Below are 24,688 nucleotides of genomic sequence, written 5' to 3'. Positions count from 1 at the left end.
CTATTGCCAGTACTATCAGCGGCATGACCAGGACCGCGTTCGCGACCCGTCGCCGCACCGAGCTCTTCGATGCGCTGGTCGCGCTGTTCCTGGCCGAGGGATTCGCGCACCTGACGCTCGACGACATCGCGGCCCGGCTGCGGTGTTCGAAGTCGACGCTCTACACGCTGGCGGCCAGCAAGGAGCAACTCGTGCAGGCGGCCACCGTGCACTTCTTCCGGACCGCCACCGAGGACGTGGAGGCCCGGGTGGCCGAGGCGCAGGCGCCCAGAGCGCGCGTCACGGCCTACCTCACCGCGGTGGGCGTCGCGCTGGACCGCGCGTCGGACCAGTTCATGGCCGACCTCGACGCGTTCGCGCCGGCGCGCCAGATCTACGAGCGCAACACCCGGATCGCGGCGCGGCGGGTCCAGGAGCTGATCGCCGACGGCGTGGCGACCGGAGACTTCCGCGACGTGCACGCGGTCTTCGCGGCCGATCTCGCGGCGACGGCGATGGTGCGCATCCAGCAGCGGGTGGTTCGGGAGCGCACCGGCCTCGACGACGCCGCGGCCTACCGGGAGCTGGCGGCCATCCTGACCGGCGGCATTCAGGCCTGATCGGTCAGGGCAAGAGTTGCTGCAGGCGCTCGACGAACTGCACGGTCTCGCGCCGGTCGGTGGACAGGGGATGCACCAGCAGCGTTGTGACGCCGGCCTCGGCGAACGCGGCGACACGCTCCTTGACGTAGGACTCCGGCCCCACCAACGAGACCCGCCGGACCAGCTCGTCGGGCACCGCGTCGATCGCCTCGGCCTTCTTGCCCGCCAGATACAGATCCTGGATGTGGTCGGCGACCTCGCCGAAGCCGTACCGGGTGGCCAGCGAGTGGTAGAAGTTGCGGCCCCGTGCTCCCATGCCGCCGATGTAGAGCGCCAGTTGCGGTTTGGCCCAGGCCAGTCGGTCGTCGACGTCGTCACCGATGGCCAGCGTGGCGCTGACCATCACGTCCAGCGGGCCCAGCGCCGGGTCCCGCTTGGCCGCACCGGAACTCAGTGCGTCGCCCCAGACCTCGCCGGCCTTCTCGGGGTAGAAGAAGACCGGCTGCCAGCCTTCGGCGATCTCGGCGGTCAGCTCGACATTCTTCGGCCCCAGTGCAGCGATGGTGATCGGAATCCGCTCGCGGACAGGGTGATTGATCAGCTTGAGCGGCTTACCCAGGCCGGTGCCGCGGTCGGCCGGCAGCGGTAGTTGATAGTGCTTGCCCGCATACTCGAGCCGTTCGCGGCGCCATACCTGCCGGCAGATCTCCACCACCTCGCGGGTGCGGCCCAGCGGGGCGTCGAACGGCACCCCGTGGAAACCCTCGACCACCTGGGGCCCGGAGGTCCCGAGGCCCAGCCGGAACCGCCCACCGGAGACATAGTCCAGTCCGGCTGCGGTCATCGCCATCAGTGCCGGGGTCCGGGTGTAGATCGGGACGACGCCGGTGCCCAGCTCGATGCGAGACGTGCGCGCGGCCAGGAAGCCCCAGCTGGCTGATCGCGTCGTAGGAGTACGCCTCGGCCACCAGCGCGATGTCCACGCCGACCTTCTCCAGCTCGACGACTTCGTCGACAGCTTCGAGGAAGCCGCCGGCATACCCGAGGAAGATGCCCGTCCGCATGGGGACACGGTATACCCCCAACCGGTTGGTTGGGAGGTGGGGTCACGGCTTGAGTAGCGCCACGACCTTGTTCTCCAGATCCACCGGGTCGTCGGCGAACGGATCCATCACCGACGCCTTGGGCAGCTCGACGTCGGGGTCGGCGAAGTCCTTGTAGGTCTTGTCGCCGGCGAGCATGTGCAACAGGTAGCCGGCCAGCAGCGCACGCACGGTGCGCTGGGTCTTCCGATCGGCGCCGGGCAAGCCCACCACGGAGGCCAGCCGACGACCCTCGACCAGCCCACCGGCCTCCAACTTGCGGGTGGAGCGCAGCGTCGCGGTCTTCCAGGCCCGCGCCAGCTCCACCGCGTTGGACCGCAGCGACATCGGATCGCCCGGGTCGGCCAGGATGAGGCCTGGCACGCGCAGCGACGAGGCCGGCTGCACCGCGGGCGGGCTGCTGATCGTGGGGTAGGCGGCGAACACCGCCTTGACCCGGCCGGGAATGCCGGCCGCGGCGAACACCGCCGCCGACGCGCCGAAGCCGTGTCCGGCGACGCCGAGCTTGTTGGGGTGCACGCTGATGTCGCCGGTGCCGAGTCGGACACCGGTGATGATGTCGAGGACGGTGCCGAGGTCGTAGGCCAGGTTGAGCACCGACGGGGCCAGGCTGGTCTCGGTGTTCGGGGCGGCGGCCACGATTCCCCAGGACGCCAGGTGATCGAGAGTGTCGTGGTAGCGCTCGGCGGATGTGACCCAATCGTGGGCGAAGGCCACGCCCGGCAGATTCTTGCCCACCGCCGGTGTGTACACCACCCCGGGGACCCCGGCAAAGGCCAGGTCACCGCGCAGAACGCGGTGCGGGCCGCGACGCGTCAACGCGGCGTAGAGCTTCTTCGTGCGGGCCACCCGAAGACCGTAACCCACCGGGCGAAACAGACGTCCTGCCGTACCCTGGGAGGCTATGTGCGGAATCGTCGGCTACGTCGGGCACCGGGGTGCCTGCGACATTGTCGTCGACGCGCTGCGCCGCATGGAGTACCGAGGCTACGACTCGGCCGGTGTTGCGTTGCTCGACGGCCACGGAGGTCTGACCGTGCGGCGCCGGGCGGGGCGGCTGGCCAACCTGGAAGCTGCGCTCACCGAAGGCGAGGCGGACAGTCTGCCCGGCTCGACCGGGCTGGGCCACACCCGATGGGCCACCCACGGTCGGCCTACCGACCGCAACGCCCACCCGCATCGCGACGCCAGCGGCAAGGTCGCGGTGGTGCACAACGGCATCATCGAGAACTACGCCGGCCTGCGGACCGAACTCGAGACCGCCGGGGTGGAGTTCGCCAGTGACACCGACACCGAGGTCGCGGTGCACCTGGTGGCCCGCGAGTACGCCGAGGGTGAGCACGCCGGCGACTTCCCGGCCGCGGTGCTGGCCGTGCTGCGTCGCCTGGAGGGCCACTTCACGCTGGTGTTCGCCCACGCCGACGAACCCGGCACGATCGTGGCCGCGCGGCGCAGCACGCCGCTGGTGCTCGGCGTCGGCGACGGGGAGATGTTCGTCGGCTCCGATGTCGCCGCGTTCATCGAGCACACCCGCGACGCCGTGGAGTTGGGGCAGAACCAGGCGGTGGTCGTGCATGCGGACGGTTACCGGATCAGCGACTTCGAGGGCAACGTCGCGGTTCCGGGGGCGGACTACCGCACCTTCCACATCGACTGGGACACCTCGGCCGCCGAGAAGGGCGGCTACGACTACTTCATGCTCAAGGAGATCGCCGAGCAGCCGGCCGCGGTGTCGGACACGCTGTTGGGGCATTTCACCGACAACCGGATCGTGCTCGACGAGCAGCGCCTCTCCGACCAGGAGCTGCGAGAGATCGACAAGGTCTTCGTGGTGGCCTGCGGCACCGCGTATCACTCCGGGTTGCTGGCCAAGTACGCGATCGAGCACTGGACTCGGCTGCCGGTCGAGGTCGAGCTGGCCAGCGAGTTCCGGTACCGCGACCCGGTTCTGGACAGCCACACGCTGGTGGTGGCCATCTCCCAGTCGGGCGAGACCGCCGACACCCTGGAGGCGGTGCGCCACGCCAAGGAGCAGAAGGCCAAGGTGCTCGCGGTGTGTAACACCAACGGCAGCCAGATCCCGCGCGAATGCGACGCGGTGCTCTACACCCGTGCCGGACCGGAGATCGGGGTCGCCTCGACCAAGACGTTCCTGGCACAGATCGCCGCGAACTACCTCGTCGGACTGGCACTGGCCCAGGCCCGCGGCACCAAGTACCCCGACGAAGTGGCCCGCGAGTACCGCGACCTGGAGGCCATGCCCGACCTGATCGCCCGGGTCATCGCCACCGCGGATCCGGTGGCGGAGCTGGCCCGCAAGTTCGCTCCGTCGCAGACGGTGCTGTTCCTCGGGCGCCACGTCGGCTACCCGGTAGCGCTGGAGGGGGCGCTCAAGCTCAAGGAGCTGGCCTACATGCACGCCGAGGGGTTCGCCGCCGGCGAGCTCAAGCACGGCCCGATCGCGCTGATCGAGGACGACCTGCCGGTGATCGTGGTGATGCCCTCGCCCAAGAACGCCGCGATGCTGCACGCGAAGCTGCTGAGCAACATCCGCGAGATCCAGGCGCGCGGCGCGGTCACCATCGTCATCGCCGAAGAGGGTGACGACACGGTGCGGCCCCACGCCGACCATCTGATCGAGATCCCGGCGGTGTCGACGCTGTTCCAGCCGCTGCTCTCGACCATTCCGCTGCAATTCTTCGCCGCCGGAGTCGCGCAGGCCCGCGGCTACGACGTCGACAAGCCGCGCAATCTGGCGAAATCGGTCACCGTCGAGTAGCGCAGGCCAGAAATCCCGCGCAGCCGGTAACGCTCAAGCTTGAGGATTCGATAAGAAAAGTATGAGCTGTCTGGCAGCAACGGTCGCCGCTGCCCTGTCTCTTACGACGAATCCGGTGCGACCCCAGGGCGTGACCCGCACAAGCTAGGGCGCGTACCTGTGCATACCGCGGTGGGCCGCGCCATCTGTATCTGTGCCCCCACCGCATGAAGGTCGGGAATCAATGACTGAACATGGGCACAAACGCAGCGGTCGCTGCACGGTGAGCCCGCGCCGCGACGGCGACGCCCTGCTGCTGCACGTCGCCGGGGATCTCGACGTCCTGACCGCGCCGACGCTGATGACGCATCTCGACGTCGCGCTGACCAGCGGCGCCGCGTTGGTGATCGTGGACCTGCTCGACGTCGAATTCCTCTCGTCGGCAGGCATCAGCGTGCTGGTCGAGACGCATCGCCTCACCGAACCCGCGGGGGTGTCGCTGCGGGTGGTCGCGGAGGGGCCGGCCACCAGCAGGCCGATGCGGCTGATGTGCGTCGACCAGATCATCGATCTCTACCCGACCTTGGAGGACGCCCGGCAGGGCCGGCCGGCCCCGGCCTGACTCAGCCGCGGGGCGACTGCTGGTACAACGCCAGCAGCCAGCCGTCCCCGGTGCGGTGATAGACCGACGACATCGCCCCGACGAACGGTTCTTCCGTGCCGGCCCGCCACGCGGTGCCGGTATAGACCAGCGCGGCGGTGTCACCGGAGATCGCGATCACTCGGACGTCGCTGATCTCGTAGCGCTGCCATGGCGGCGACTGGCCCAGCGCCGAGGTCACCGCCGCGCGGTCCATCACCATGCCGTTGGCGAGCACCATGACGGCGTCGTCGGTCATCAGCTCGCCGTAGAAGGCGTCGCCGGTGCCGTCGCACAGCGACCGCCAGCCGGCATGTTCGAGTACCAGCAATTCGTCGATCAGTTGCGTCATGACACGCCGGATACCCACCGGGAGTCCGCGTTAGCCTGGGACCGATGCGGTACTACTACAGCGCCGACCAGATCCGGTCGGCCGAAGCCCCGCTGTTGGCGGCGCTGCCGGAAGGCAAGCTGATGCGCCGCGCGGCGTTCGGGCTGGCCACCGCGATCGCCCGCGACCTGACCACGGTGGCGGGAAAGGCCGTGTGCGCGGTCGTCGGATCCGGCGACAACGGCGGAGATGCGTTGTGGGCAGCCACCTTCCTGCGTCGCCGCGGTACCCGGGCCACCGCTGTCCTGCTCAATCCCGAACGCGCCCATGCCCGCGCGCTGGCGGCGTTCCGGCGCAGCGGCGGCCAGGTGGTCGACACCGTCCCGGCGGCAACCGATCTGGTGATCGACGGGGTGGTCGGCATCTCCGGGTCCGGGCCGCTACGCCCCGAAGCCGCGCGGGTCTTCGACGCGGTGCATGCTGCCGGGATCCCGGTGGTCTCGGTCGACCTGCCCAGCGGGGTCGACGTGCACACCGGCGCAACTGACGGCGCCCACGTCCGGCCTGCGATGACGGTCACCTTCGGCGGACTCAAACCGGTGCACGCCCTCGGGCCGTGCGGCCGCGTCGAACTGGTCGACATCGGACTCGACCTTCCGCCCAGCGACACCCGCGGGTTCGAGGACGTCGACGTCGCCGCGCGCTGGCCCGTACCCGGACCGACCGACGACAAGTACACCCAGGGCGTCACCGGGGTGATGGCAGGCTCGGACACCTACCCCGGCGCCGCGGTGCTGTGCACCGGCGCCGCGGTGGCCGCGACCTCGGGCATGGTCCGCTATGCCGGCACGGCTGCCCAGCAGGTGCTCGCGCAGTGGCCCGAGGTCATCGCCACCTCCACCTTCACGACCACCGGCCGGGTGCAGTCCTGGGTCGTCGGGCCGGGGCTGGGTACCGACGAGACCGCGGCGGCCGCACTGTGTTTCGCATTGGAGGCCGATGTGCCGGTGATCGTCGACGCCGACGCGCTGACCATCCTGGCCGCGCACCCCGAACTCGTCGACGGCCGCAGCACCGCCACCGTGCTCACTCCGCACGCCGGGGAGTTCGCCCGCCTGGCCGGCGCCCCGCCCGGACCCGACCGCGTCGCCGACACCCGCCGGCTGGCCGACCGCCTCGGCGTCACCGTGCTGCTGAAGGGCAACGTGACCGTGATCGCCGAGCCGGGTTCGGGAGCCGTCTACCTGAACGCGGCCGGGGCGTCGTGGGCGGCCACGGCAGGATCCGGCGACGTGCTCTCCGGCGTCATCGGCGCGCTGCTCGCCGCCGGTCTGCCCGCCGGGGAGGCCGCGGCCGCGGCGGCGTTCGTGCATTCCCGCGCGGCCCAACTGTCGGCGCTCGACCCCGGGCCGGGCCCGGCGCCGACCTCGGCGTCCCGGATCCTGGCGCATCTGCGCACGGCGGTGGGCTCGATCCTCTAGAAATGAGGCCATGCCCAACGTATCCCGTCACTCGTCGCTGACCCCCGCCTACACCGGGCGGATGTCCAACAACCCGATCCCGGCGCTACGGCTGCCCGACGAGTCGATGGAGCCCGAGCTGACCTACCGCTACATCCACGACGAGCTGATGCTCGACGGCAGTTCGCGGTTGAACCTCGCGACGTTCGTGACCACCTGGATGGACCCCGAAGCCGGCGAGTTGATGTCGGAGACGTTCGACAAGAACATGATCGACAAGGACGAGTATCCGGTCACCGCGGCCATCGAGCAGCGCTGCGTGTGCATGGTGGCCGACCTGTTCCACGCCGAGAACCTGCGCGACGACGATCCGTCCACCGCGATCGGGGTGTCGACCGTGGGCTCCAGCGAGGCCGTCATGCTGGCCGGCCTGGCCATGAAGTGGCGCTGGCGCGACAAGTTCGCCGGCACCGACGGCGACGGATGGAAAAGCCGCACGCCGAACCTGGTGATGGGCTCCAACGTGCAGGTGGTGTGGGAGAAGTTCTGCCGCTACTTCGACGTCGAGGCCCGCTACCTGCCGATGGCCGACGGCCGCTACGTCGTCACCCCCGAACAGGTGGTCGACGCCGTCGACGAGGACACCATCGGGGTGGTGGCGATCCTGGGCACCACGTTCACCGGCGAACTCGAACCGGTCGGGGAGATCTGCGCGGCGCTGGACACGCTGGCGCGCGGCGGTGGTCCGGACGTGCCGGTGCACGTCGACGCCGCCAGCGGCGGGTTCGTCGTGCCGTTCCTGCACCCGGACGTGGTGTGGGACTTCCGGCTGCCGCGGGTGGTGTCGATCAACGTCAGCGGCCACAAGTACGGGCTGACCTATCCCGGCATCGGGTTCGTGGTGTGGCGAAACTCCGACCACTTGCCCGAGGACCTGGTGTTCCGGGTCAACTACCTCGGCGGCGACATGCCGACGTTCACGCTGAACTTCTCCCGGCCCGGCAATCAGGTCGTCGGCCAGTACTACAACTTCCTGCGGCTGGGTCGCGAGGGCTACACCTCGGTGATGCGGACACTGTCGGAGACCGCGCAGTGGCTCTCCCACGAACTGGCCGCGATGACCGGACCCGACAACAGACCGGCGTTCCAGGTGATCTCGGACGGCTCGGCGATCCCCGTGGTGGCGTTCAAGCTGGTCGATGGCACTAAATTCACCGTCTTCGACGTCTCCTCGCTGTTGCGCGGGTACGGCTGGCAGGTGCCGGCGTACACCATGCCCGACAACGCCAGCGACGTGGCCGTGCTGCGCGTGGTGGTACGGGAGGGGTTCTCGGCGAATCTCGCGCGGGCGCTGCGCGACGACCTGGTGGAAGTGCTGGCCAAGCTGGACAAGGTCGGTGTCGGCGGGTTCGCCGACGAGGAGCATTTCGCCCACTGACCGCCGGACTGGGACAATCGTGGGCGGTGACCACGATCATGAACGAACCCGCGGCGGTGTGCACCGCGTCGATCGACCTCGACGCGGTCGCCCACAACGTCGCTGTACTGCGCGAACAGGCCGGTTCGGCGGCCGTGATGGCTGTCGTGAAGGCCGACGGGTACGGCCACGGCGCCTCCCAGGTGGGGCGGGCCGCGCTGGCCGCCGGCGCCGCCGAGCTCGGGGTGGCCACCGTCGCGGAGGCGCTCGCGCTGCGCGCCGACGGCATCACCGCGCCGGTCCTGGCGTGGCTGCATCCGCCGGGCACCGATTTCGGGCCGGCGCTGCTGGCCGACGTGCAGATCGCGGTGTCGTCGCTGCGGCAGGCCGGCGAGGTGCTCGACGCCGTCGCCCGGACCGGGCGTCCCGCGCTGCTCACGGTCAAGGTGGACACCGGCCTGAGCCGTAACGGGGTGGCCCCCGCGCAGTACCCGGCGGTGCTCGACGCCGTGGGCCGAGCCGTCGCCGACGGCGCCGTGCACGCCCGTGGCCTGATGTCGCACCTGGCCCACGGCGACGACCCCGACCACCCCTTCAACGACGTGCAGGCCGGGCGGCTCACCGAGATGGCCGCGCTGGGGCGCGCCCGCGGAGTGAACTTCGACATCGTGCACCTGAGCAACTCACCGGCCGCGTTGACGCGAGCCGATCTGGCATTCGACCTGGTGCGCCCCGGCATCGCCGTCTACGGGCTCACCCCGATCCCCGACCGTGGCAGCATGGGCCTGCGCCCGGCGATGACCGTGAAATGCCCGGTGGCGCAGATCCGTTCGATCCGGGCCGGCGACGGCGTCTCCTACGGGCACACCTGGATCGCATCGCGCGACACCACGCTGGCCCTGATACCGGCCGGCTACGCCGACGGGGTGTTCCGCACGCTGAGCAACCGGCTGGAGGTCCAGATCAACGGCCGGCGCTACCGCAACGTCGGACGTATCTGCATGGACCAGTTCGTCGTCGACCTCGGCCCCGGCCCGGTCGACGTGTCCGAGGGTGACGACGCGATCCTGTTCGGCCCCGGCGATCACGGCGAACCGACGGCGCAGGACTGGGCCGACATGCTGGGCACCATCAATTACGAGGTCGCGACCAGCCCGCGCGGCCGGATCGGGCGCAGCTACCGCGGAGGCGGTACCCGGTGAACGGACGTGCAGGATGGCTGGCGGGGCTGGCCGGCGTGGCCGCCGTCGGTTCGGCGGCCGGGGTCACTGCGGCCCGCTCGCTGCGTCGCCGGGTCACCGAGGACGATCCGCATCGCGACGAGGACTTCGAGCTGCTCGACGCCGACCGCAGCTCGGTGGTCACCACCGCCGACGGCGTGCCGCTGGCGGTGCGCGAGACCGGACCCCCCGACGCGCCGCTGACCGTCGTGTTCGCACACGGCTTCTGTCTGCGGATGGGTTCTTTTCACTTCCAACGCGCCCGCCTGACCGAGCAGTGGGGCGACCAGGTCCGGATGGTGTTCTACGACCAGCGCGGCCATGGACTGTCCGGCAACGCCCCGCCCGACAGCTACACCGTCGAGCAACTCGGCCAGGATCTGGAGAGCGTGCTGGCGGTGACCGCGTCGCGCGGCCCCGTGGTGCTGGTGGGCCACTCGATGGGCGGCATGACGGTGCTGTCCCACGCCCGGCAGTACCCGCAGCGCTACCCGACCCGCGTCGTCGGTGCGGCGATCATTTCCTCGGCAGCCGAAGGGGTTTCGCGATCCCCGCTCGGCGAGATCCTGAACAACCCGGCGCTGGAGGCGGTGCGCTTCGCGGCCCGCTACGCCCCCGGTGCGGTGCACCGCGGCCGCGGCGCGGCGCGGGCGGTGATCGGCCCGATCCTGCGGGCGGCGTCCTACGGTGACGAGGAGATGAGCCCGAGCGTGGTCGCGTTCTCCGAGAAGATGATGCACGACACCACCATCACCACGCTGGTGGAATTCCTGCACGCGCTGGAGGTGCACGACGAGACCGCGGGGCTGGAGACCTTGAGCAAGGTGCCCACCCTGGTGGCCTGCGGTGACCGCGACCTGCTCACCCCGCTGGAGTACTCCCAGGAGATGGCGCGCGCGATGCCGAAGGCCGAACTGCTGATCGTCGGTGGCGCAGGACATCTGGTGCAGCTGGAACGGCCGGAGGTGATCGACGATGCGCTGGTGCGTCTGGTCGAGCGGGCCACCCCGTCGAAGCTGGTGGCACTGACGCGCCGGGTGCGGGAACGGGTGTGGTCCTATGAGTGAGTTGTCGGGCACCGCCGAACTGCCCACCACCGAGGACACGGTCGCGTTGGGCACCGAGCTGGGGGCTTCCCTGCGTGCGGGCGACGTGGTGGTGCTGTCCGGACCGCTCGGTGCTGGGAAAACGGTGCTGGCCAAGGGAATCGCGCAGGCTCTCGACGTGGACGGACCGGTCGTCTCGCCGACGTTCGTGCTGGCCCGGGTGCACCGCGCCCGCCGCCCCGGGGCGCCGGCGATGGTGCACGTCGACCTGTACCGGCTACTGGATCAGGACACGGTGGACCTGCTCGCCGAACTGGATTCGCTGGACCTCGACACCGACCTCGACGACGCCGTCGTGGTGGTGGAGTGGGGCGAGGGGGTGGCCGAACGGCTGTCGGAGCGCCATCTCGACATCCGCCTGGAGCGCGGCTCGGACACCGAGATGCGCACCGCGATGTGGCAGTGGAGCCGACCATGAGTCGTCTGGTGCTGGCCATCGACACCGCCACCCCCGCGGTGACCGCCGGGGTGGTGCGGATGCACAACGGCCCCGATGCCGGTGTCGAGGTGCTCGACGAACAGGTCACCGTCGATCCGCGCGCCCACGCTGAGCGGCTGACCCCGAACATCGTTGCCGCGCTATGGGAAGCGCGCGTCGGCCCCGGCGAGCTCGATGCCGTCGTCGTCGGGTGCGGCCCCGGTCCGTTCACCGGCCTGCGGGTCGGCATGGCCACGGCCGCGGCCTTCGGCCACGCGCTCGCCGTGCCGGTACGCGGGGTGTGCAGCCTGGACGCGATTGCGGCGGGCAGCGTGGGGGAGGTACTCGTCGTCACCGACGCGCGGCGCCGGGAGGTCTACTGGGCGCGCTACCGCGACGGCAAGCGGATCGACGGGCCCGCGGTCAACGTGGCCGCCGACGTGCCCGCCGGCGCCAGGGCGGTGGCCGGGTCCCGCGAGCACGCCGCGTTGTTCGGCCTGCAGATGTTACCTGCGGAGTACCCGACGGCAGCGGGACTGGTTGCCGCGGTGGATGATTGGGTCGGCGAGCCGGAGCCGCTGGTACCCCTGTATCTGCGCCGACCCGACGCCAAGCCGCAGGCGGTGCCGCGATGACCGCGCAGTACGGTCCACTGACCCCCAACGACGCGGCGCGGTGTGCCGAGCTCGAGGCCCAGCTCTTCGACGGCGACGACCCGTGGCCGGAGCGGGCGTTCCTGGCCGAGCTCGCCGCCAAACACAACCACTACGTCGCCGCCCGGGTGGAGGACAAGCTGGTGGGCTACGCGGGCATTGCGCGGCTGGGACGGCTGCGGCCCTACGAATACGAGATCCACACCATCGGTGTCGACCCCGCCTACCAGGGTAAGGGCATTGGCCGTCAGCTACTGAGCCGGCTGCTCGAATATGCCGACGGGGCAACGATCTTCCTCGAGGTCCGGACGGACAACGAGCCGGCGATCGCACTGTACGAGAGCGCCGGATTCACCCGGGTCGGGCTGCGCAAGCGCTACTATCGCGTCAGCGGCGCCGACGCCTACACGATGAAACGGGAACGGCAATGATCATCCTGGCCATCGAAAGCTCCTGCGACGAAACCGGTGTGGGCATCGCCGAGCTCGGCGACGACGGCTCGGTCACCCTGCTGGCCGACGAGGTGGCTTCCAGCGTCGACGAGCACGCGCGGTTCGGCGGGGTGGTACCCGAGATCGCGTCCCGGGCCCATCTGGAGGCGCTCGGACCGACGATGCGCCGCGCGCTTGCTGCCGCCGGTGTCGACAAGCCTGACATCGTGGCGGCCACCATCGGGCCGGGACTGGCCGGTGCTCTGCTGGTGGGAGTGGCTGCGGCCAAAGCCTATTCGGCTGCATGGGGAGTGCCGTTCTACGGTGTGAACCACCTCGGCGGGCATCTGGCCGCCGACGTGTTCGACCACGGACCGCTGCCGGAGAGTGTCGGCCTGCTGGTCTCCGGCGGCCACACCCATCTGCTGCACGTACGGTCACTGGGCGAGCCGATCATCGAGCTGGGCTCGACCGTCGACGACGCCGCCGGCGAGGCCTACGACAAAGTGGCCCGGCTGCTGGGCCTCGGGTATCCCGGCGGCAGGGTGCTCGACGAGCTGGCCCGCGAGGGTGACCGCGACGCGATCGTCTTCCCGCGGGGCATGACCGGGCCGCGCGACGATCCGTATGCGTTCAGCTTCTCCGGGCTCAAGACCGCGGTGGCGCGGTATGTGGAGCGCCATCCCGACGCGTCCAACGCCGACGTGGCTGCAGGCTTCCAGGAGGCCGTGGCCGACGTGCTGACGATGAAGGCGGTGCGCGCCGCCGAGACGCTGGGCGTGTCGACGCTGCTGATCGCCGGTGGCGTCGCGGCGAACTCGCGGCTGCGGGAACTGGCCGCCCAGCGCTGCGAGGCGGCGGGTCTGACGCTGCGCATTCCCCGACCGCGGCTGTGCACCGACAACGGCGCGATGATCGCGTCGTTCGCGGCGCATCTGATCGCGGCCGGGGCAACGCCGTCGCCGCTGGACGCGGCCAGCGATCCCGGCCTGCCGGTGGTGCGGGGGCAGGTGGCGTGAGCGGTCTCGCCGACACGCTGGCGGTCACCGAGTTGCTCTACCGGTACGCCGAGCTGATCGACGCAGGCGACTTCGCCGGCGTCGGGCAGCTACTGGGCCGCGGGCGCTTTATGGGGGTGTCCGGCGCGGATGACATCGCCGGCCTGTTCGCCGCCACCACGCGCCGGTTTCCCGAGCACGGCAACACTCCGCGGACGCGCCATCTGGTGCTCAACCCGATCGTCGAGGTGGACGGCGACGCGGCGCAGGCGCGCTCGACGTTCTGCGTGGTGCAGCAGACCGGCACGGTCGCGCTGCAGCCGATCGTCGTCGGGCGCTATGCGGACTCCTTCGCCCGCGACGGCTCCGGGTGGTTCTTCACCGACCGCCACGTCGACATCGAGATGCTCGGCGACGTCTCCGACCACCTGCTGATCGACCCCCGCCGCTTCGGCTGAGCGCTCAATCGGGGATCGGCCAGGGCGGATCGGCCACGGCCGGGTCCGCCACCGGCCGGCCGGGACCCATGACGACGCAGTGTTTCTGCGGCACCAGATGGGAACTGAAGCCACTCGGCACGTACCGCAGCACGCCCACGCAGCGCTGCCAGGTACCGTCGGGCTGGACAGGGCCGTCGCACTTGCTGAGGAACTGTCCGCCGTACTGGCAACCGGCGCTCGCCGGCGGCGCCGCGGTGATCAACCCCGCGGTCAGCAGTAGGGCACCCAGTGCTCCGACCAAGCAGCGCTTCACGGTTGCCTCCTGTCGCCGGGTCGCTTAGCAGTTGCCCACTGCGCGCGGTGGCAAACCACGGTACCGCTGGGCACCGCTGACCGAATGCGGCTTTCGGCTAGAAAGGCGGAGGATCGTCGTACTCGGGTGGGCGAACCGCGAGGGCCGTGTCAGTCGTCCCCGCCGGTCCGGTGGATTCGGCGGTCGCCGCGATTTTCTCGAGTTGTCGTTCGCGCGCGTTACGGCGCCGCTCGGCAGTGATGCGGTAGCGGCGGGCATCGGTGCGCCGACGGCGCCGTCGGGGCATCTTCAGTGTCCGCTGCGGTGACGACTCTGCCGGGTGACCTGGTGGCGGCCGATTCTGGGATGGCCGGGTGGTCACGTTCCAGCTCGGGAACAGCAGGGTCGACAACGGGGTAGTGGTGTAGGTGTGGCCGGTGGGTGTGGTGAGGGTGACGCTGCCGTCGGGCAGTTGGGCGTCGGACCAGCCGTCCCGGAACGTCTTGAGCAAATGATGAATCCTGCAGTAGCACTTCAGGTTCCAAGGATCAGTAGACCCGTTCGGCCACGGTTGGGTGTGGTCGATATCAGCCGACATCGCCGAGCGCTCACAACCGGGCACGCGGCAGGTCAGGTCACGGTTTCTGATGAACCGTTCGAGCGCGGCTGAAGAGCGGTAACTCGGGCATCCGTCGATCGAACCGGCATCGGGGACGAAGCGGACCTGCGCTCCGTGGGCGATCAGCTGGGCCAGCAGCGGTGCGGGCACGATGCCGTTGCGCATGCCCGGGATCAATCCGGCTGTGCGCCGCTGGACCGGTGGCGTCGCGGGTTTGGTGTCCTCGATGGTCAGCGGGCCGTCGCACTCGGAGTCGGGTTCGGCGTCCAGGCTCTGCTGTTCGGCGATGACGTGCACGACGACGCTGCTCGCACGCCCGTCGTCAGCGGCAGCCGGGCACTCCTTGTTGCCGCAGCGGCAGGCCAGGTGGGTGGATCCGGCGGTCAGCGCGCCAAAAGCGTCGGCGCGACGCTGATCCATGGTGCGCGGGTCGTCGGCGCAGACCCCGCTGATCATCGCCACGAACCGCTGTTTGGCCAGTGCGCCGTCGGTGGTCGACACCCGGCCGTGGATGCTGACGGTGCCCGTTTTGTCTTCCCAGTCACCGATCTCCAGCCAGCGGCCTCGCTGTCGGATCCGGGTGCGCCGTACTGCGTCGGGATCGAACTTCCCGACCCACAGGTCGACGGCCTGCTCGAGCTTCTCCTTGGAGAGGGTGCCCCACTTCGCGGCGTGTTCGGCGATCTTGGTGTCGACGGCGGCGAGCGCCCCGTCGTCGACGATCAAGCCGGTGCGCCAGACGATGGTGGAGACCAGTGCCGCCGAGAGCTCACCGGCCAGGAATCGCGCGCCCGTCTTCGGAAGCCGGTTGCGCAGAGTCAACGCCGTGTCGATTTGCCCCAACGCCTTGCCGTGGCCCACGGTCAGCGCGCAGGAGATCTCGGCGGCTGCGCCGTCCCAGTCGTCACAGACGTCGTCGGGGTGTTCGGGGTCACTGCAGCGGCGCCGCGCCAACTCCGCGATCGCGGCGTACTTGCGCGCCTCGGCCGCGGCCGAGGCGCGGGCCCAGCCGGCGATGGCGTCGATGAGCTCCCTGTCGGTCACGTCGCGCAGCTGCGCGGGACCCGGCAACCCATCATCGAACATGTGTTCTATTCTGCCTGACGCCACCGACAGGTGGACTCACGGAAACGCGCGTAGGCAAGGCTGATTCGCGGCGACAACCACGTTCGCCGAATACCATCGGTCCCACGATGTCCGGCTCCACTCTCAACGGAATTTCCCGCGTCGACCCGCGCTCCGGTCGTCCGGGTTGGAAACGTGCGATCTTGCGGGCCGCCGCCACCAAGCCGGGTACGGCGCTGCACCGCATGGTCGCCGCACGGCTGGACAAGCCGCTCATGAAGGTGACCGGCGGGCGCGTGACTCTGGGGGCCGGCGCGGTGCCGGTGGCGATTCTGACGTCGATCGGCGCACGGACCGGTAAGTGTCGCGAAACGCCCGTCACCTATTTCACCGACGGTGACGACGTGATCCTGATGGCGTCGAACTACGGCGGAGACCATCACCCTGGGTGGTTCTACAACCTTCTCGCCAATCCGGAATGCGAACTGCACATCGGGCCGCGGGGCGGTCGATTCACGGCACGGGAGACCCACGGGGTCGATCGGGATCAGCTGTTCGCGCTCGCCGTCGAGCTCTACTCCGGCTACGGCAGGTACGCGCAGCGGACTGAAGGCGTACGGACGATCCGGGTGCTGCGGCTGACGCCGTCCGGCTGATCGCCGGGTGCTACTTCGGGGCGGCATTTGCAGGTAAAAGGTCACGCTGTCGGCGGCCGCCCTTGAGTGCTAGCACTCTCGTGTATAGAGTGCTAGGTGGCAGTCGGACCTCCCGTGTGTCGACACCCGCGACGACGGCGCGTGGGCGGACACCGGCCGCCGAGAACAACACCTACATCAGCGAAAAAGTGAAGGGGCTCCATCGTGGCGAGCGTGAACATCAAGCCACTCGAGGACAAGATCCTCGTTCAGGCCAATGAGGCCGAGACCACGACCGCTTCCGGTCTGGTCATCCCCGACACCGCCAAGGAGAAGCCGCAGGAAGGCACCGTCGTCGCAGTTGGCCCCGGCCGCTGGGATGAGGACGGCGAGAAGCGGATTCCTCTGGACGTGTCGGAGGGCGACGTCGTCATCTACAGCAAGTACGGCGGTACCGAGATCAAGTACAACGGCGAGGAGTACCTGATCCTGTCGGCCCGCGACGTGCTGGCTGTCGTCTCCAAGTAATCGATCGTGACTCCGCCCCGGACTTCCCGCGACCTGCGATGAAGTCCGGGGCGGTGCGCGTCATACCCCGTAGGGAAAAGACACATCTATGAGCAAACAGATTGAGTTCAACGAGACCGCGCGTCGCGCCATGGAGGCGGGCGTCGACAAGCTCGCTGACGCAGTCAAGGTGACCCTCGGTCCCCGCGGCCGGTTCGTCGTGCTCTCCAAGTCGTGGGGCGGCCCGACGGTCACCAACGACGGCGTGACGATCGCGCGTGACATCGACCTGGAGGATCGGTTCGAGAACCTGGGCGCCCAGCTGGTCAAGTCGGTGGCGACCAAGACCAACGACGTGGCCGGCGACGGCACCACCACCGCCACCGTGCTCGCGCAGGCCATGATCAAGGCCGGCCTGCGCAACGTCGCGGCGGGTGCCAATCCGATCGCGCTGGGCGCCGGCATCGCCAAGGCCGCCGACACCGTGTCGGAGGCTCTGCTGTCGGCCGCCACCCCCGTCGATGACAAGAACGGCATCGCACAGGTCGCGACGGTGTCTTCCCGCGACGCCAAGGTGGGCCAGCTGGTCGGCGAGGCCATGACCACCGTCGGCACCGACGGTGTGGTCACCGTCGAGGAGTCCTCGACGCTCGAGACCGAGTTGGAGATCACCGAGGGCGTTGGCTTCGACAAGGGCTTCCTGTCGGCCTACTTCGTCACCGATTTCGACACCCAGCAAGCGGTTCTCGAGGACGCCCTGGTACTGCTGCATCGCGAGAAGATCAGCTCGCTGCCCGAACTGCTGCCGCTGCTCGAGAAGGTTGCCGAGGCCGGCAAGCCGCTGCTGATCGTGGCCGAGGACGTCGAGGGTGAGCCGCTGTCGACCCTGGTGGTCAACGCGATCCGCAAGACGCTCAAGGCCGTCGCGGTCAAGGCGCCGTTCTTCGGGGACCGCCGCAAGGCGTTCCTCGACGACCTGGCGGTCGTCACCGGCGGACAGGTGGTCAACCCCGACGTCGGCCTGGTGCTGCGCGAGGTCGGCCTGGAGGTGCTGGGCACCGCGCGGCGCGTCGTCGTCGACAAGGACAGCACGGTCATCGTCGACGGTGGCGGCACCCAGGACGCGATCGATGCCCGCAAGGCACAACTGCGGGCCGAGATCGAAGCCTCGGATTCCGACTGGGACCGCGAGAAGCTCGAGGAGCGGCTGGCCAAGCTGGCCGGCGGCGTCGCGGTGATCCGGGTCGGCGCGGCCACCGAGACCGACCTGAAGAAGCGCAAGGAAGCCGTCGAGGATGCGGTCGCCGCGGCCAAGGCCGCCGTGGAAGAGGGCATCGTCGTCGGCGGTGGAGCTGCGCTGGTACAGGCGCGTGGTGCGCTCGACAAGCTGCGCGAGACGGTGTCGGGAGACGAGCGGCTGGGCGTCGATGTGTTCGCGCAGGCGCTGTCGTCCCCGCTGTACTGGATCGCGACCAACGCCGGGCTTGACGGCTCCGTCGTGGTGAACAAGGTCTCCGAGCTGCCGGCCGGCCAGGGCTTCAACGCCGCGACCATGGAGTTCGGTGATCTGGCAGCCGACGGGGTCGTCGACCCCGTGAAGGTGACCCGCTCCGCGGTGGTCAACGCCGCGTCGGTCGCCCGGATGGTGCTGACCACCGAGACCGCGGTCGTCGAGAAGCCGGCCGAGGAAGAGGATCAGGGCCACGGCCACCACCACGGCCACGCGCACTGAGCGCAGGTGTGACGAAGCACCCCCGGCCGTCACGGCCGGGGGTGCTCTTCTTTACGCGGGCGCAGGAATATGTTTGAGCAAGCAAGGAAAGACGAGATCCATGAGTTCCCCCGGCCGGTACCCCGCGCACGACAGCGCCCCGACCGACACCCACTCCGCAGTCGACGAGGCGGCACCTCCACCGGTCGGCCGGCGCCGGAAGGGGATGTCGGCAGGGACGAAGGTTGCTCTCGGGGTGGGAGCCGCAGCGCTGGTCTTGGCCGCCATCGGCGTCGTCGACAGCATCGGACGTGACGAGCCGAGCACCGCGAACGGGTCCAGTTCGACCGCGCCGACGGTGGTGTCAGCCCCGCCGTCGACAGCGGAAGGATCTGAGCCCGATATGCCCGCGCCGGCCGGGTCGGCGGTTCGCGACGGCAAATTCGAGTTCCACGTGCTCGGCACCGAACGATGGACGACGCCGATCGGCGACAGCTTCGGCGTCCAGGCCCCCAAGGGCGAGTTCTTCACCGTCAAACTGCGCGTGACAAACATCGGTGCCAATGCTCGAAGCTTCTCTGCGGCCAATCAGAAGCTGATCATCGACGGCGAGGAGTACAAAGCCACCGGTGCCGGGGACGGCGGCTGGTTGGAGGACATCACGCCCGGAGTCAGCGCGGAGGCGCGGGTGACGTTCGACATCCCGGCGGACGCGCAGCCTCAGGCGATCGAGTTGCACGACTCGATCCTCTCCGGAGGAACGCTGCTCGCGCTGTGACAGCCGGTCGGTCCGTCGTTGTCAGGGCACCACGACGGCGCGGCCGCGCACCTTGCCGGCGGCCAGGTCGCGGTATGCCTGCGCGGCGTCGTCGAGGGAGTAGGTCGTCGACTCGACGTGCACCAGGCCCCGCGCCGCCAGCTCCAACAGCTCCGTGAGCTCCGGTCGGGACCCCCAGTACGTCGTCTGGATGCTCACCTCATAGGGCTGCGAGAAAAACGACAGCGGCACCGAGCCGCCGGCGATGCCGACGATCGTCACGTCGCCGAGCGGGCGGGCGGCCGCCCGGGCGAGTTCGATGGTGGCCTCTGCGCCCACGAAATCGAGCAGCACGTCGGCGCCGCGCCCGCCGGTGAGATCGCGGATCGCGTCGACGGCCGTGTCGTCGGACACGACCACCTCATCGGCGCCCATCTCGGTGGCCAGATCCAGCGCCTCGCGGCGGTTGTCGACGGCGATCACCCGCGTCGACGTGGTCGCCTTGACCAGTTGCAGCCCCAGATGCCCGAGCCCGCCGACGCCGATCACCACCACGGTCGATGTTGGCGTCATCTTCGGCCAGGACCGCCGGATCGCGTGGTAAGGCGTCAGGCCGGCGTCGGTGAGCGCCGCCGCGGTCGCCGGAGCCAGCGACTCGGGGAGCTTGACCAGCAACCGGTCAGCCGGGACCAGAAGATATTCGGCCATGCCGCCGTCCAGGCCGAGTCCGCCGCCGCCGCTGATGACGGGTGCCGCGGCCGGATTCTCGCAGTAGTTCTCCGCGCCGGCCCGGCACCGCTCGCATCGGCCACAGCCCCACGGCCCGTACACCGCGACCGCGTCGCCTTCGGCGACGGTGTCAACCCCCTCGCCCACCGAGTCGACCCAGCCGGCATTCTCATGGCCGAGCGTGAACGGTGTGGTCCACGGCATCATCCCGGGCTCGAAGTCGTGCATCAGATGCAGGTCGGAGTGGCACGCGCCCGCGCCGCCGACCTTGACCACGACCTGCCCTGGCCCGGGAGTGGGTTTGGGGACCACCACCAGTTCCGGCTCGCTCTTCCAGTCCATCAGTCTCAAGGCCTTCATTTCGCTGATGGTAGGACCGCGACGGGCAATCGCACCTGTGATCGCAACGGCGGGCATAGGCTGCGGACAGGGCACGGGCGACTCGATGACGAGGGAGTATGCCCATGACAGCGCTGCGCGGCAGGACAATCGGTTGGGTGGTGTGCACGGTGGCGATCGCGTGCGCGGCACCGGCCGGCGCCGACCCCGTCGATCCCATCCCGGGCAACGGCTTCTTCGTCGTCGGGCCCGACGTCGCCCCGGGCCTCTACCGCACCGGCGGCTCCGCGTCACCGTTCGGGGTCTGGATCAACGACGTGCCCACCCAGGAGTCGATGTGCGTGTGGTTCACCTACAGCACACCGGCTCCCGAGACCGACCATGTCGTCTCGACGAACATGTCCGTCGGCCCGATGTACGCGAACATCAATGCGACGGTGCAATCGTTCGAGTCGCGCAACTGTCAGCCCTGGACGCGGGTGCCGTGAGCCCTCAGGCCGGCTTGCCCGCCGGGTCGATGGGCGTGTAGGAGAGCACCCCCTCGAGCTCGTTGCGCCAGGCCAGACCCATCTGCACCAGCTCCTCGGCGGCGGGGACGTGCTCGTCGGGCACCTGCGGTTCGTGCGCCAGCACCTCGGCGGCGGCGCAGTGCTGCGGTCGGGTGCGAGGGTCCGCGGCGACGGCTGACAACCACCGTTGCCGGGCATCGTCGGTGTTGGTCGGGTCCTCGGCGGGATCCTCCGGTGCGTGGCTCATGCCTGTCGATTTGACGCTCGCGCCGGGGACGAAACCGGCCCGATTTGGCCGGTCTTCCGGGCACGGTATAGCCTGTCGGCGTGTACAGCGGTGTGTGCGTCGCCTATTGGCGCTTTATCAAGGCTCCGGGCGGAGCCGATAAAGCGCAGCGCTAAGCACGCAATCCACCCGGAGCCCAGGCAGTGACCACCAGGTCGCTGCCTTTCGTCATTCAGGGCGCCGGACTCGTGCAGGTGCCCGTCACCAGGAAGGCACCCCACGATGAATCTGGCGCAGATCGCCACTCCGCCCGCCACGTCTGACCGGCGCATTCGGCGATTCACCGAGATTCCCAGCCCGCACGACGTGCTGACGGAGTTCCCGCTGGGCGCCCGCCGCGCCGAGCGGGTGGCCCGCGATCGCGACGAGATCGCCGACATCCTGGCCGGCCGCGACAACCGTCTGCTGGTCGTGGTCGGACCGTGCTCGGTGCACGACCCGGCAGCCGCGCTCGACTACGCGAGCCGGCTGGCCAAGCTCGCCGAAGAACTCGGCGACCGGCTCAAGATCGTCATGCGGGTGTACTTCGAGAAGCCCCGCACCACGATCGGCTGGAAGGGGCTCATCAACGACCCCGGTATGGACAACACCTTCGACGTGGCCCGCGGTCTGCGCATCGCCCGCCAGTTACTGCTCGACATCATCGACATCGGCCTGCCGGTGGGGTGCGAGTTCCTCGAACCCACCAGCCCGCAGTACATCGCCGACGCGGTGGCATGGGGCGCGATCGGCGCCCGCACCACCGAATCCCAGGTGCACCGTCAGCTCGCCTCGGGGCTGTCGATGCCCGTCGGCTTCAAGAACGGCACCGACGGCAACATTCAGGTGGCCGTCGACGGGGTCAAAGCCGCGGCCGCCCAGCACGTCTTCTTCGGCATGGACGATCTGGGCCGGGGTGCCGTGGTCAGCACCGAGGGCAACGAGGACTGTCACGTGATCCTGCGCGGCGGCACCGACGGCCCCAACTACTCGGCCGAGGCGGTCACCGCGACCGCGGCCAAGCTGGTCGCCGCCGGGCTGCCGGGCCGCGTGGTGATCGACTGCAGCCACGCCAATTCCGGCAAGGACCACCTCCGTCAGGCCGGAGTGGCCACCGAGGTCGCCCAGATGGTGCGCGACGGCGCGCCGGTCAGCGGCGTGATGCTGGAGAGCTTCCTGGTGGCCGGTGCGCAGGCGCCGGACTCCGCGCCGCTGACCTACGGGCAGTCCGTCACCGACAAGTGCATGGACTGGGCGGCGACGGACTCGGTGCTGCGCGAGCTGGCCCGGCGTAACTAGGCGGAATTTGAGGCATCCGCCTCATGCCGGCGGACGGGGTGCGGCGCCACGCTGGCAGCCATGACAACCACCACATCTGCTCGATCTCCTCGCTCCGCCGCCGCTGCGGTGGCCCGCACACCGATCCTGCCGGCCGGCCCCGACGAGACCGTCACCGGTTTCGGGGTGATGGGCTTGCCGTTCGCAACCGGTCACTACCTGGCCTACCGGGATTTCCCGGCCGCCTCGTTCCTGCCGGACTCGGTGCCGGGCTACCGGTCGGTGTGGCATCGCGCGCCGGACGGCACCTGGACGTTCTATGCGACGACGCCCGCCGAACACAGTTGCGCCCGCTACTTCAGCACCGCAACCACCAACGACGCCGTCGTCTGTCCGGTTGAGGCGACGTGGACCGGGGACAACGCGCTGGTCATCGCGATCCCCGGCGTGCTGGAGTGGGCCCTGGAACTGCACGCCACCGCGACCACCCGCGCGCTGACGGCCGTCGCGACTCGACTGCCCGAGCAACTCTGGACCAGCACGGGCGCACTGGGCGTGATCGGCCGGTTGGCCGGCACGATGCTGGGCGCCGGTCAGGTGCGGCTGGCGGGCACGATGCCCAACGGGCAGCACTTCCGCATCGCGCCGCGGCAGATGTGGGCGGTGCGCACCAGCCGCGCATTCCTGTTCGGCCGTGATCTCGGGCCGGTCGCACCGTTGCCCGACCAGGCCCGGCTCGGCGACTTCCGGGCGCCGCAGCGCGGGCTGGCCGTGGTCGGGCAGGGCCGGTTCGACGCGTTCGACCCGACCCGGCATCGAAGCGCACTGGATCTGGCGACTTGACATGTCCCGGGCCGTAGCGAGGCGCACACTCGAAGCTGTGCACGCAGCGACGGGCCCGTCCCGGGCCGAGTTGCTCGCGGCCCTCTCGGTGGCCGTGGATCTCGGCTTGGGCCAGCCCGCCGAGCACATGCTGCGCTCGGCGCTGATCGGCACCCGGATCGCCGACCGCCTCGGCCTGGACCGCGCCCAGCGTGACTGCGTCTACTACACCGCGCTGGTGATGTGGATCGGCTGCCACGCCGACTCCCACGAGTACGCCCGCTGGTTCGGCGACGACATCGCGGTCCGCCGCGATTCCTACTCCGTCGACTGGTCCGGGTTGCCGTACTATCGCTTTCTGCTGTCGAATATCGGACGCGGACAACCGATTTCGCGACGCCTGCTGACCATCGCGTCGTTGGTGGTGAGCACCCGCGCCCAACTCGTGGCGCTGATCCACTCCCACTGCACGTCGGCGGCGCTGCTGGCCGAACGGATGGGGCTGAGCCGCGACGTCCAACACGCGCTGGGCTTCACGTTCGAACGGTTCGACGGCAGCGGGCTCCCGCACGGCGCCGCCGGTGAGCACCTGCCGATCGCGATCCGGGTGGCGCAGTTGGCGGACACGGTCGAGGTTCATCACCGCACCCTCGGGATCCCGGGCGCCGTCGCGGTGGTCAGGTCACGCCGGGGCGGGCAGTTCGACCCCGTCGTCGCCGACGCGTTCCTCGCCGACGCGGAGCCGATCCTGGCCGGACCGCCGGCCGGCGACACCTGGCACGCCGCGCTGCACGAGTCGCCGGACCGCGGCGAGCGGCTCGACGGCGCGGAGCTCGACACGCTCCTGCGGGCCCTCGGCGAGTTCGTCGATCTCAAATGTCCGTTCACCCTGGGGCATTCCCGCGCCGTCGCGGACCTCGCCGCGGGTGCGGCGCGCTCGGCCGGGCTCGACGAGGCCGAGGTCTCGACCATCCGGCGGGCCGGGTACGTGCACGACCTCGGGCGCATCGGGGTGTCTTACCGGGTGTGGTCCAAGCCGGCGGTGCTGACCCCCGGTGAGTTCGAGCATGTGCGGCTGCATCCGTATCTGACGGTGCGGATCCTCAGCCAGGTCCCGGGGTTACGCGAGGTCGCCGAGCTTGCCGGGAACCACCACGAATGCGTCGACGGTTCCGGCTACCCCCGCGGCGTCGTCGGCGGAGCGCTGCGCATGCCCGACCGGATCCTCGCCGCGGCGGTGAGCTATCAGGCGGCGCTGGAGCCGCGGCCCTACCGGCCGGCACTGTCCGCGGCCGATGCCGAGCGGCGCGTCAAAGAGCGGGTCCAAGCCGGTGAGCTCGACGCCGCGGCGACCGAGGCGGTGCTGTACGCCGCGGGGCGCCGCGCCCTGCGGGTACGTCCCCGCCCGCACGGCCTGACCCCGCGGGAGACCGACGTGCTGCGCCTCGTGGCGACCGGCGCGTCGAACAAGGAGATCGCCGCGGCGCTGGTGATCTCGGAGAAAACCGCACGCAACCACGTGGAGCGGACCTACGCCAAGATCGGCGTGTCCAACCGCATCGGTGCGAGCATGTACGCCCTGCAGAACGGACTGGTGAACTGAC

At 69.9% G+C, this 24,688-nt stretch carries 26 protein-coding genes and 1 pseudogene; 20 read left to right on the top strand and 7 right to left on the bottom strand.

Annotation, left to right across the window (positions count from 1 at the left end):
* Positions 1-23 precede the first annotated feature (23 nt).
* Positions 24-599: a TetR/AcrR family transcriptional regulator gene (locus G6N31_RS16210; RefSeq protein WP_098004179.1), complete on the top strand. Its 576-nt coding sequence runs from the start codon at positions 24-26 to the stop codon at positions 597-599.
* Positions 600-603: 4 nt separating this feature from the next.
* Here the strand turns inward: G6N31_RS16210 and G6N31_RS16205 are convergent.
* Together G6N31_RS16205 and G6N31_RS16200 are read right to left on the bottom strand one after the other, a co-directional pair.
* Positions 604-1,645: pseudogene (locus G6N31_RS16205) on the bottom strand (LLM class F420-dependent oxidoreductase).
* 42 nt (positions 1,646-1,687) lie between these two features.
* Positions 1,688-2,533, bottom strand: coding sequence for a dienelactone hydrolase family protein (locus tag G6N31_RS16200; protein WP_098004178.1), 846 nt, complete (start codon positions 2,531-2,533; stop codon positions 1,688-1,690).
* A 55-nt stretch (positions 2,534-2,588) separates the two neighbouring features.
* On the opposite strand from G6N31_RS16200, the gene glmS reads away from it, so the two are divergent.
* Together glmS and G6N31_RS16190 are read left to right on the top strand one after the other, a co-directional pair.
* The gene (gene glmS, locus G6N31_RS16195; RefSeq protein WP_098004177.1) at positions 2,589-4,463 is read left to right on the top strand and encodes a glutamine--fructose-6-phosphate transaminase (isomerizing); all 1,875 of its coding nucleotides are present in this window, start codon (positions 2,589-2,591) and stop codon (positions 4,461-4,463) included.
* Positions 4,464-4,686: 223 nt separating this feature from the next.
* Entirely contained in the window at positions 4,687-5,064 is a 378-nt protein-coding gene (locus G6N31_RS16190) for an STAS domain-containing protein (RefSeq protein ID WP_098004176.1), read from the top strand.
* Between the two features lies 1 nt (position 5,065).
* Here the strand turns inward: G6N31_RS16190 and G6N31_RS16185 are convergent, their stop codons facing one another.
* A complete protein-coding gene (locus tag G6N31_RS16185; RefSeq protein WP_098004219.1) occupies positions 5,066-5,434 on the bottom strand; it encodes a nuclear transport factor 2 family protein in 369 nt (122 codons plus the stop codon).
* A 44-nt stretch (positions 5,435-5,478) separates the two neighbouring features.
* Here G6N31_RS16185 and G6N31_RS16180 point away from each other — a divergent pair, with 44 nt between their 5' ends.
* From G6N31_RS16180 to G6N31_RS16140, 9 genes are read left to right on the top strand one after another with little or no spacing between them, the layout of a single operon-like run.
* On the top strand, positions 5,479-6,894 hold the full coding sequence (locus tag G6N31_RS16180) for an NAD(P)H-hydrate dehydratase (protein ID WP_098004175.1): 1,416 nt from the start codon (positions 5,479-5,481) through the stop codon (positions 6,892-6,894).
* Between the two features lie 10 nt (positions 6,895-6,904).
* Positions 6,905-8,311 carry a glutamate decarboxylase gene (gene gad / locus G6N31_RS16175; RefSeq protein WP_098004174.1) on the top strand — a complete coding sequence of 469 codons (1,407 nt, stop codon included), beginning with the start codon at positions 6,905-6,907 and terminating at the stop codon, positions 8,309-8,311.
* Positions 8,312-8,349: 38 nt separating this feature from the next.
* Positions 8,350-9,492, top strand: a complete 1,143-nt coding sequence (gene alr / locus G6N31_RS16170) for an alanine racemase (RefSeq protein WP_098004218.1) — start codon at positions 8,350-8,352, stop codon at positions 9,490-9,492.
* Positions 9,489-10,577: an alpha/beta fold hydrolase gene (locus G6N31_RS16165; protein ID WP_098004173.1), complete on the top strand. Its 1,089-nt coding sequence runs from the start codon at positions 9,489-9,491 to the stop codon at positions 10,575-10,577. The genes alr and G6N31_RS16165 overlap by 4 nt, the downstream gene beginning before the upstream one ends.
* Positions 10,570-11,034, top strand: coding sequence for a tRNA (adenosine(37)-N6)-threonylcarbamoyltransferase complex ATPase subunit type 1 TsaE (tsaE, locus tag G6N31_RS16160; RefSeq protein ID WP_098004172.1), 465 nt, complete (start codon positions 10,570-10,572; stop codon positions 11,032-11,034). Before G6N31_RS16165 ends, tsaE begins: the two co-directional genes overlap by 8 nt.
* Complete coding sequence (gene tsaB / locus G6N31_RS16155) at positions 11,031-11,669, top strand: tRNA (adenosine(37)-N6)-threonylcarbamoyltransferase complex dimerization subunit type 1 TsaB (protein ID WP_098004171.1); 639 nt, start codon at positions 11,031-11,033, stop codon at positions 11,667-11,669. The genes tsaE and tsaB overlap by 4 nt, the downstream gene beginning before the upstream one ends.
* Positions 11,666-12,118, top strand: coding sequence for a ribosomal protein S18-alanine N-acetyltransferase (gene rimI, locus G6N31_RS16150; protein WP_098004170.1), 453 nt, complete (start codon positions 11,666-11,668; stop codon positions 12,116-12,118). The genes tsaB and rimI overlap by 4 nt, the downstream gene beginning before the upstream one ends.
* Positions 12,115-13,137 (top strand): tRNA (adenosine(37)-N6)-threonylcarbamoyltransferase complex transferase subunit TsaD, encoded by a 1,023-nt coding sequence (gene tsaD, locus G6N31_RS16145; RefSeq protein ID WP_098004169.1) that lies wholly within the window; start codon positions 12,115-12,117, stop codon positions 13,135-13,137. The genes rimI and tsaD overlap by 4 nt, the downstream gene beginning before the upstream one ends.
* A complete protein-coding gene (locus G6N31_RS16140) occupies positions 13,134-13,574 on the top strand; it encodes a nuclear transport factor 2 family protein (protein WP_098004168.1) in 441 nt (146 codons plus the stop codon). Before tsaD ends, G6N31_RS16140 begins: the two co-directional genes overlap by 4 nt.
* Positions 13,575-13,578: 4 nt before the next feature.
* Here the strand turns inward: G6N31_RS16140 and G6N31_RS16135 are convergent, their stop codons facing one another.
* Both G6N31_RS16135 and G6N31_RS16130 read right to left on the bottom strand, forming a co-directional pair.
* Positions 13,579-13,869: a CDGP domain-containing protein gene (locus tag G6N31_RS16135; protein ID WP_098004167.1), complete on the bottom strand. Its 291-nt coding sequence runs from the start codon at positions 13,867-13,869 to the stop codon at positions 13,579-13,581.
* Positions 13,870-13,966: 97 nt separating this feature from the next.
* Complete coding sequence (locus G6N31_RS16130; RefSeq protein WP_098004166.1) at positions 13,967-15,553, bottom strand: HNH endonuclease signature motif containing protein; 1,587 nt, start codon at positions 15,551-15,553, stop codon at positions 13,967-13,969.
* A gap of 107 nt (positions 15,554-15,660) precedes the next feature.
* On the opposite strand from G6N31_RS16130, the gene G6N31_RS16125 reads away from it, so the two are divergent.
* The 4 genes from G6N31_RS16125 to G6N31_RS16110 all read left to right on the top strand — a co-directional run bounded on the left by G6N31_RS16125 (position 15,661) and on the right by G6N31_RS16110 (position 19,163).
* The gene (locus G6N31_RS16125; protein ID WP_098004165.1) at positions 15,661-16,188 is read left to right on the top strand and encodes a nitroreductase family deazaflavin-dependent oxidoreductase; all 528 of its coding nucleotides are present in this window, start codon (positions 15,661-15,663) and stop codon (positions 16,186-16,188) included.
* Positions 16,189-16,392: 204 nt separating this feature from the next.
* Positions 16,393-16,695 (top strand): co-chaperone GroES, encoded by a 303-nt coding sequence (gene groES / locus G6N31_RS16120; RefSeq protein ID WP_003929249.1) that lies wholly within the window; start codon positions 16,393-16,395, stop codon positions 16,693-16,695.
* 88 nt (positions 16,696-16,783) lie between these two features.
* Positions 16,784-18,406 (top strand): chaperonin GroEL, encoded by a 1,623-nt coding sequence (gene groL, locus G6N31_RS16115; protein ID WP_098004164.1) that lies wholly within the window; start codon positions 16,784-16,786, stop codon positions 18,404-18,406.
* 100 nt (positions 18,407-18,506) lie between these two features.
* Positions 18,507-19,163, top strand: coding sequence for a DUF4352 domain-containing protein (locus tag G6N31_RS16110; protein ID WP_234815365.1), 657 nt, complete (start codon positions 18,507-18,509; stop codon positions 19,161-19,163).
* 21 nt (positions 19,164-19,184) lie between these two features.
* Here the strand turns inward: G6N31_RS16110 and G6N31_RS16105 are convergent, their stop codons facing one another.
* Positions 19,185-20,231, bottom strand: a complete 1,047-nt coding sequence (locus G6N31_RS16105; RefSeq protein WP_098004163.1) for an NAD(P)-dependent alcohol dehydrogenase — start codon at positions 20,229-20,231, stop codon at positions 19,185-19,187.
* A gap of 98 nt (positions 20,232-20,329) precedes the next feature.
* On the opposite strand from G6N31_RS16105, the gene G6N31_RS16100 reads away from it, so the two are divergent.
* Positions 20,330-20,698 (top strand): Rv1352/Rv1906c domain-containing protein, encoded by a 369-nt coding sequence (locus G6N31_RS16100; RefSeq protein WP_420090844.1) that lies wholly within the window; start codon positions 20,330-20,332, stop codon positions 20,696-20,698.
* A gap of 4 nt (positions 20,699-20,702) precedes the next feature.
* Here the strand turns inward: G6N31_RS16100 and G6N31_RS16095 are convergent, their stop codons facing one another.
* Positions 20,703-20,966 (bottom strand): hypothetical protein, encoded by a 264-nt coding sequence (locus G6N31_RS16095; RefSeq protein ID WP_098004161.1) that lies wholly within the window; start codon positions 20,964-20,966, stop codon positions 20,703-20,705.
* Between the two features lie 261 nt (positions 20,967-21,227).
* Here G6N31_RS16095 and G6N31_RS16090 point away from each other — a divergent pair, with 261 nt between their 5' ends.
* From G6N31_RS16090 to G6N31_RS16080, 3 genes are read left to right on the top strand one after another with little or no spacing between them, the layout of a single operon-like run.
* Positions 21,228-22,283 (top strand): 3-deoxy-7-phosphoheptulonate synthase, encoded by a 1,056-nt coding sequence (locus G6N31_RS16090; RefSeq protein WP_098004160.1) that lies wholly within the window; start codon positions 21,228-21,230, stop codon positions 22,281-22,283.
* A gap of 60 nt (positions 22,284-22,343) precedes the next feature.
* Complete coding sequence (locus G6N31_RS16085) at positions 22,344-23,105, top strand: hypothetical protein (protein ID WP_098004159.1); 762 nt, start codon at positions 22,344-22,346, stop codon at positions 23,103-23,105.
* 1 nt (position 23,106) lies between these two features.
* A complete protein-coding gene (locus tag G6N31_RS16080; RefSeq protein ID WP_098004158.1) occupies positions 23,107-24,687 on the top strand; it encodes an HD domain-containing phosphohydrolase in 1,581 nt (526 codons plus the stop codon).
* Position 24,688 lies beyond the last annotated feature (1 nt).

This window comes from Mycolicibacterium duvalii (assembly GCF_010726645.1).
Classification (GTDB): Bacteria; Actinomycetota; Actinomycetes; order Mycobacteriales; family Mycobacteriaceae; genus Mycobacterium; species Mycobacterium duvalii.
The sequence above is the reverse complement of the archived record's forward strand: the minus strand, read 5'-3'. Positions and strand labels throughout refer to the sequence as shown.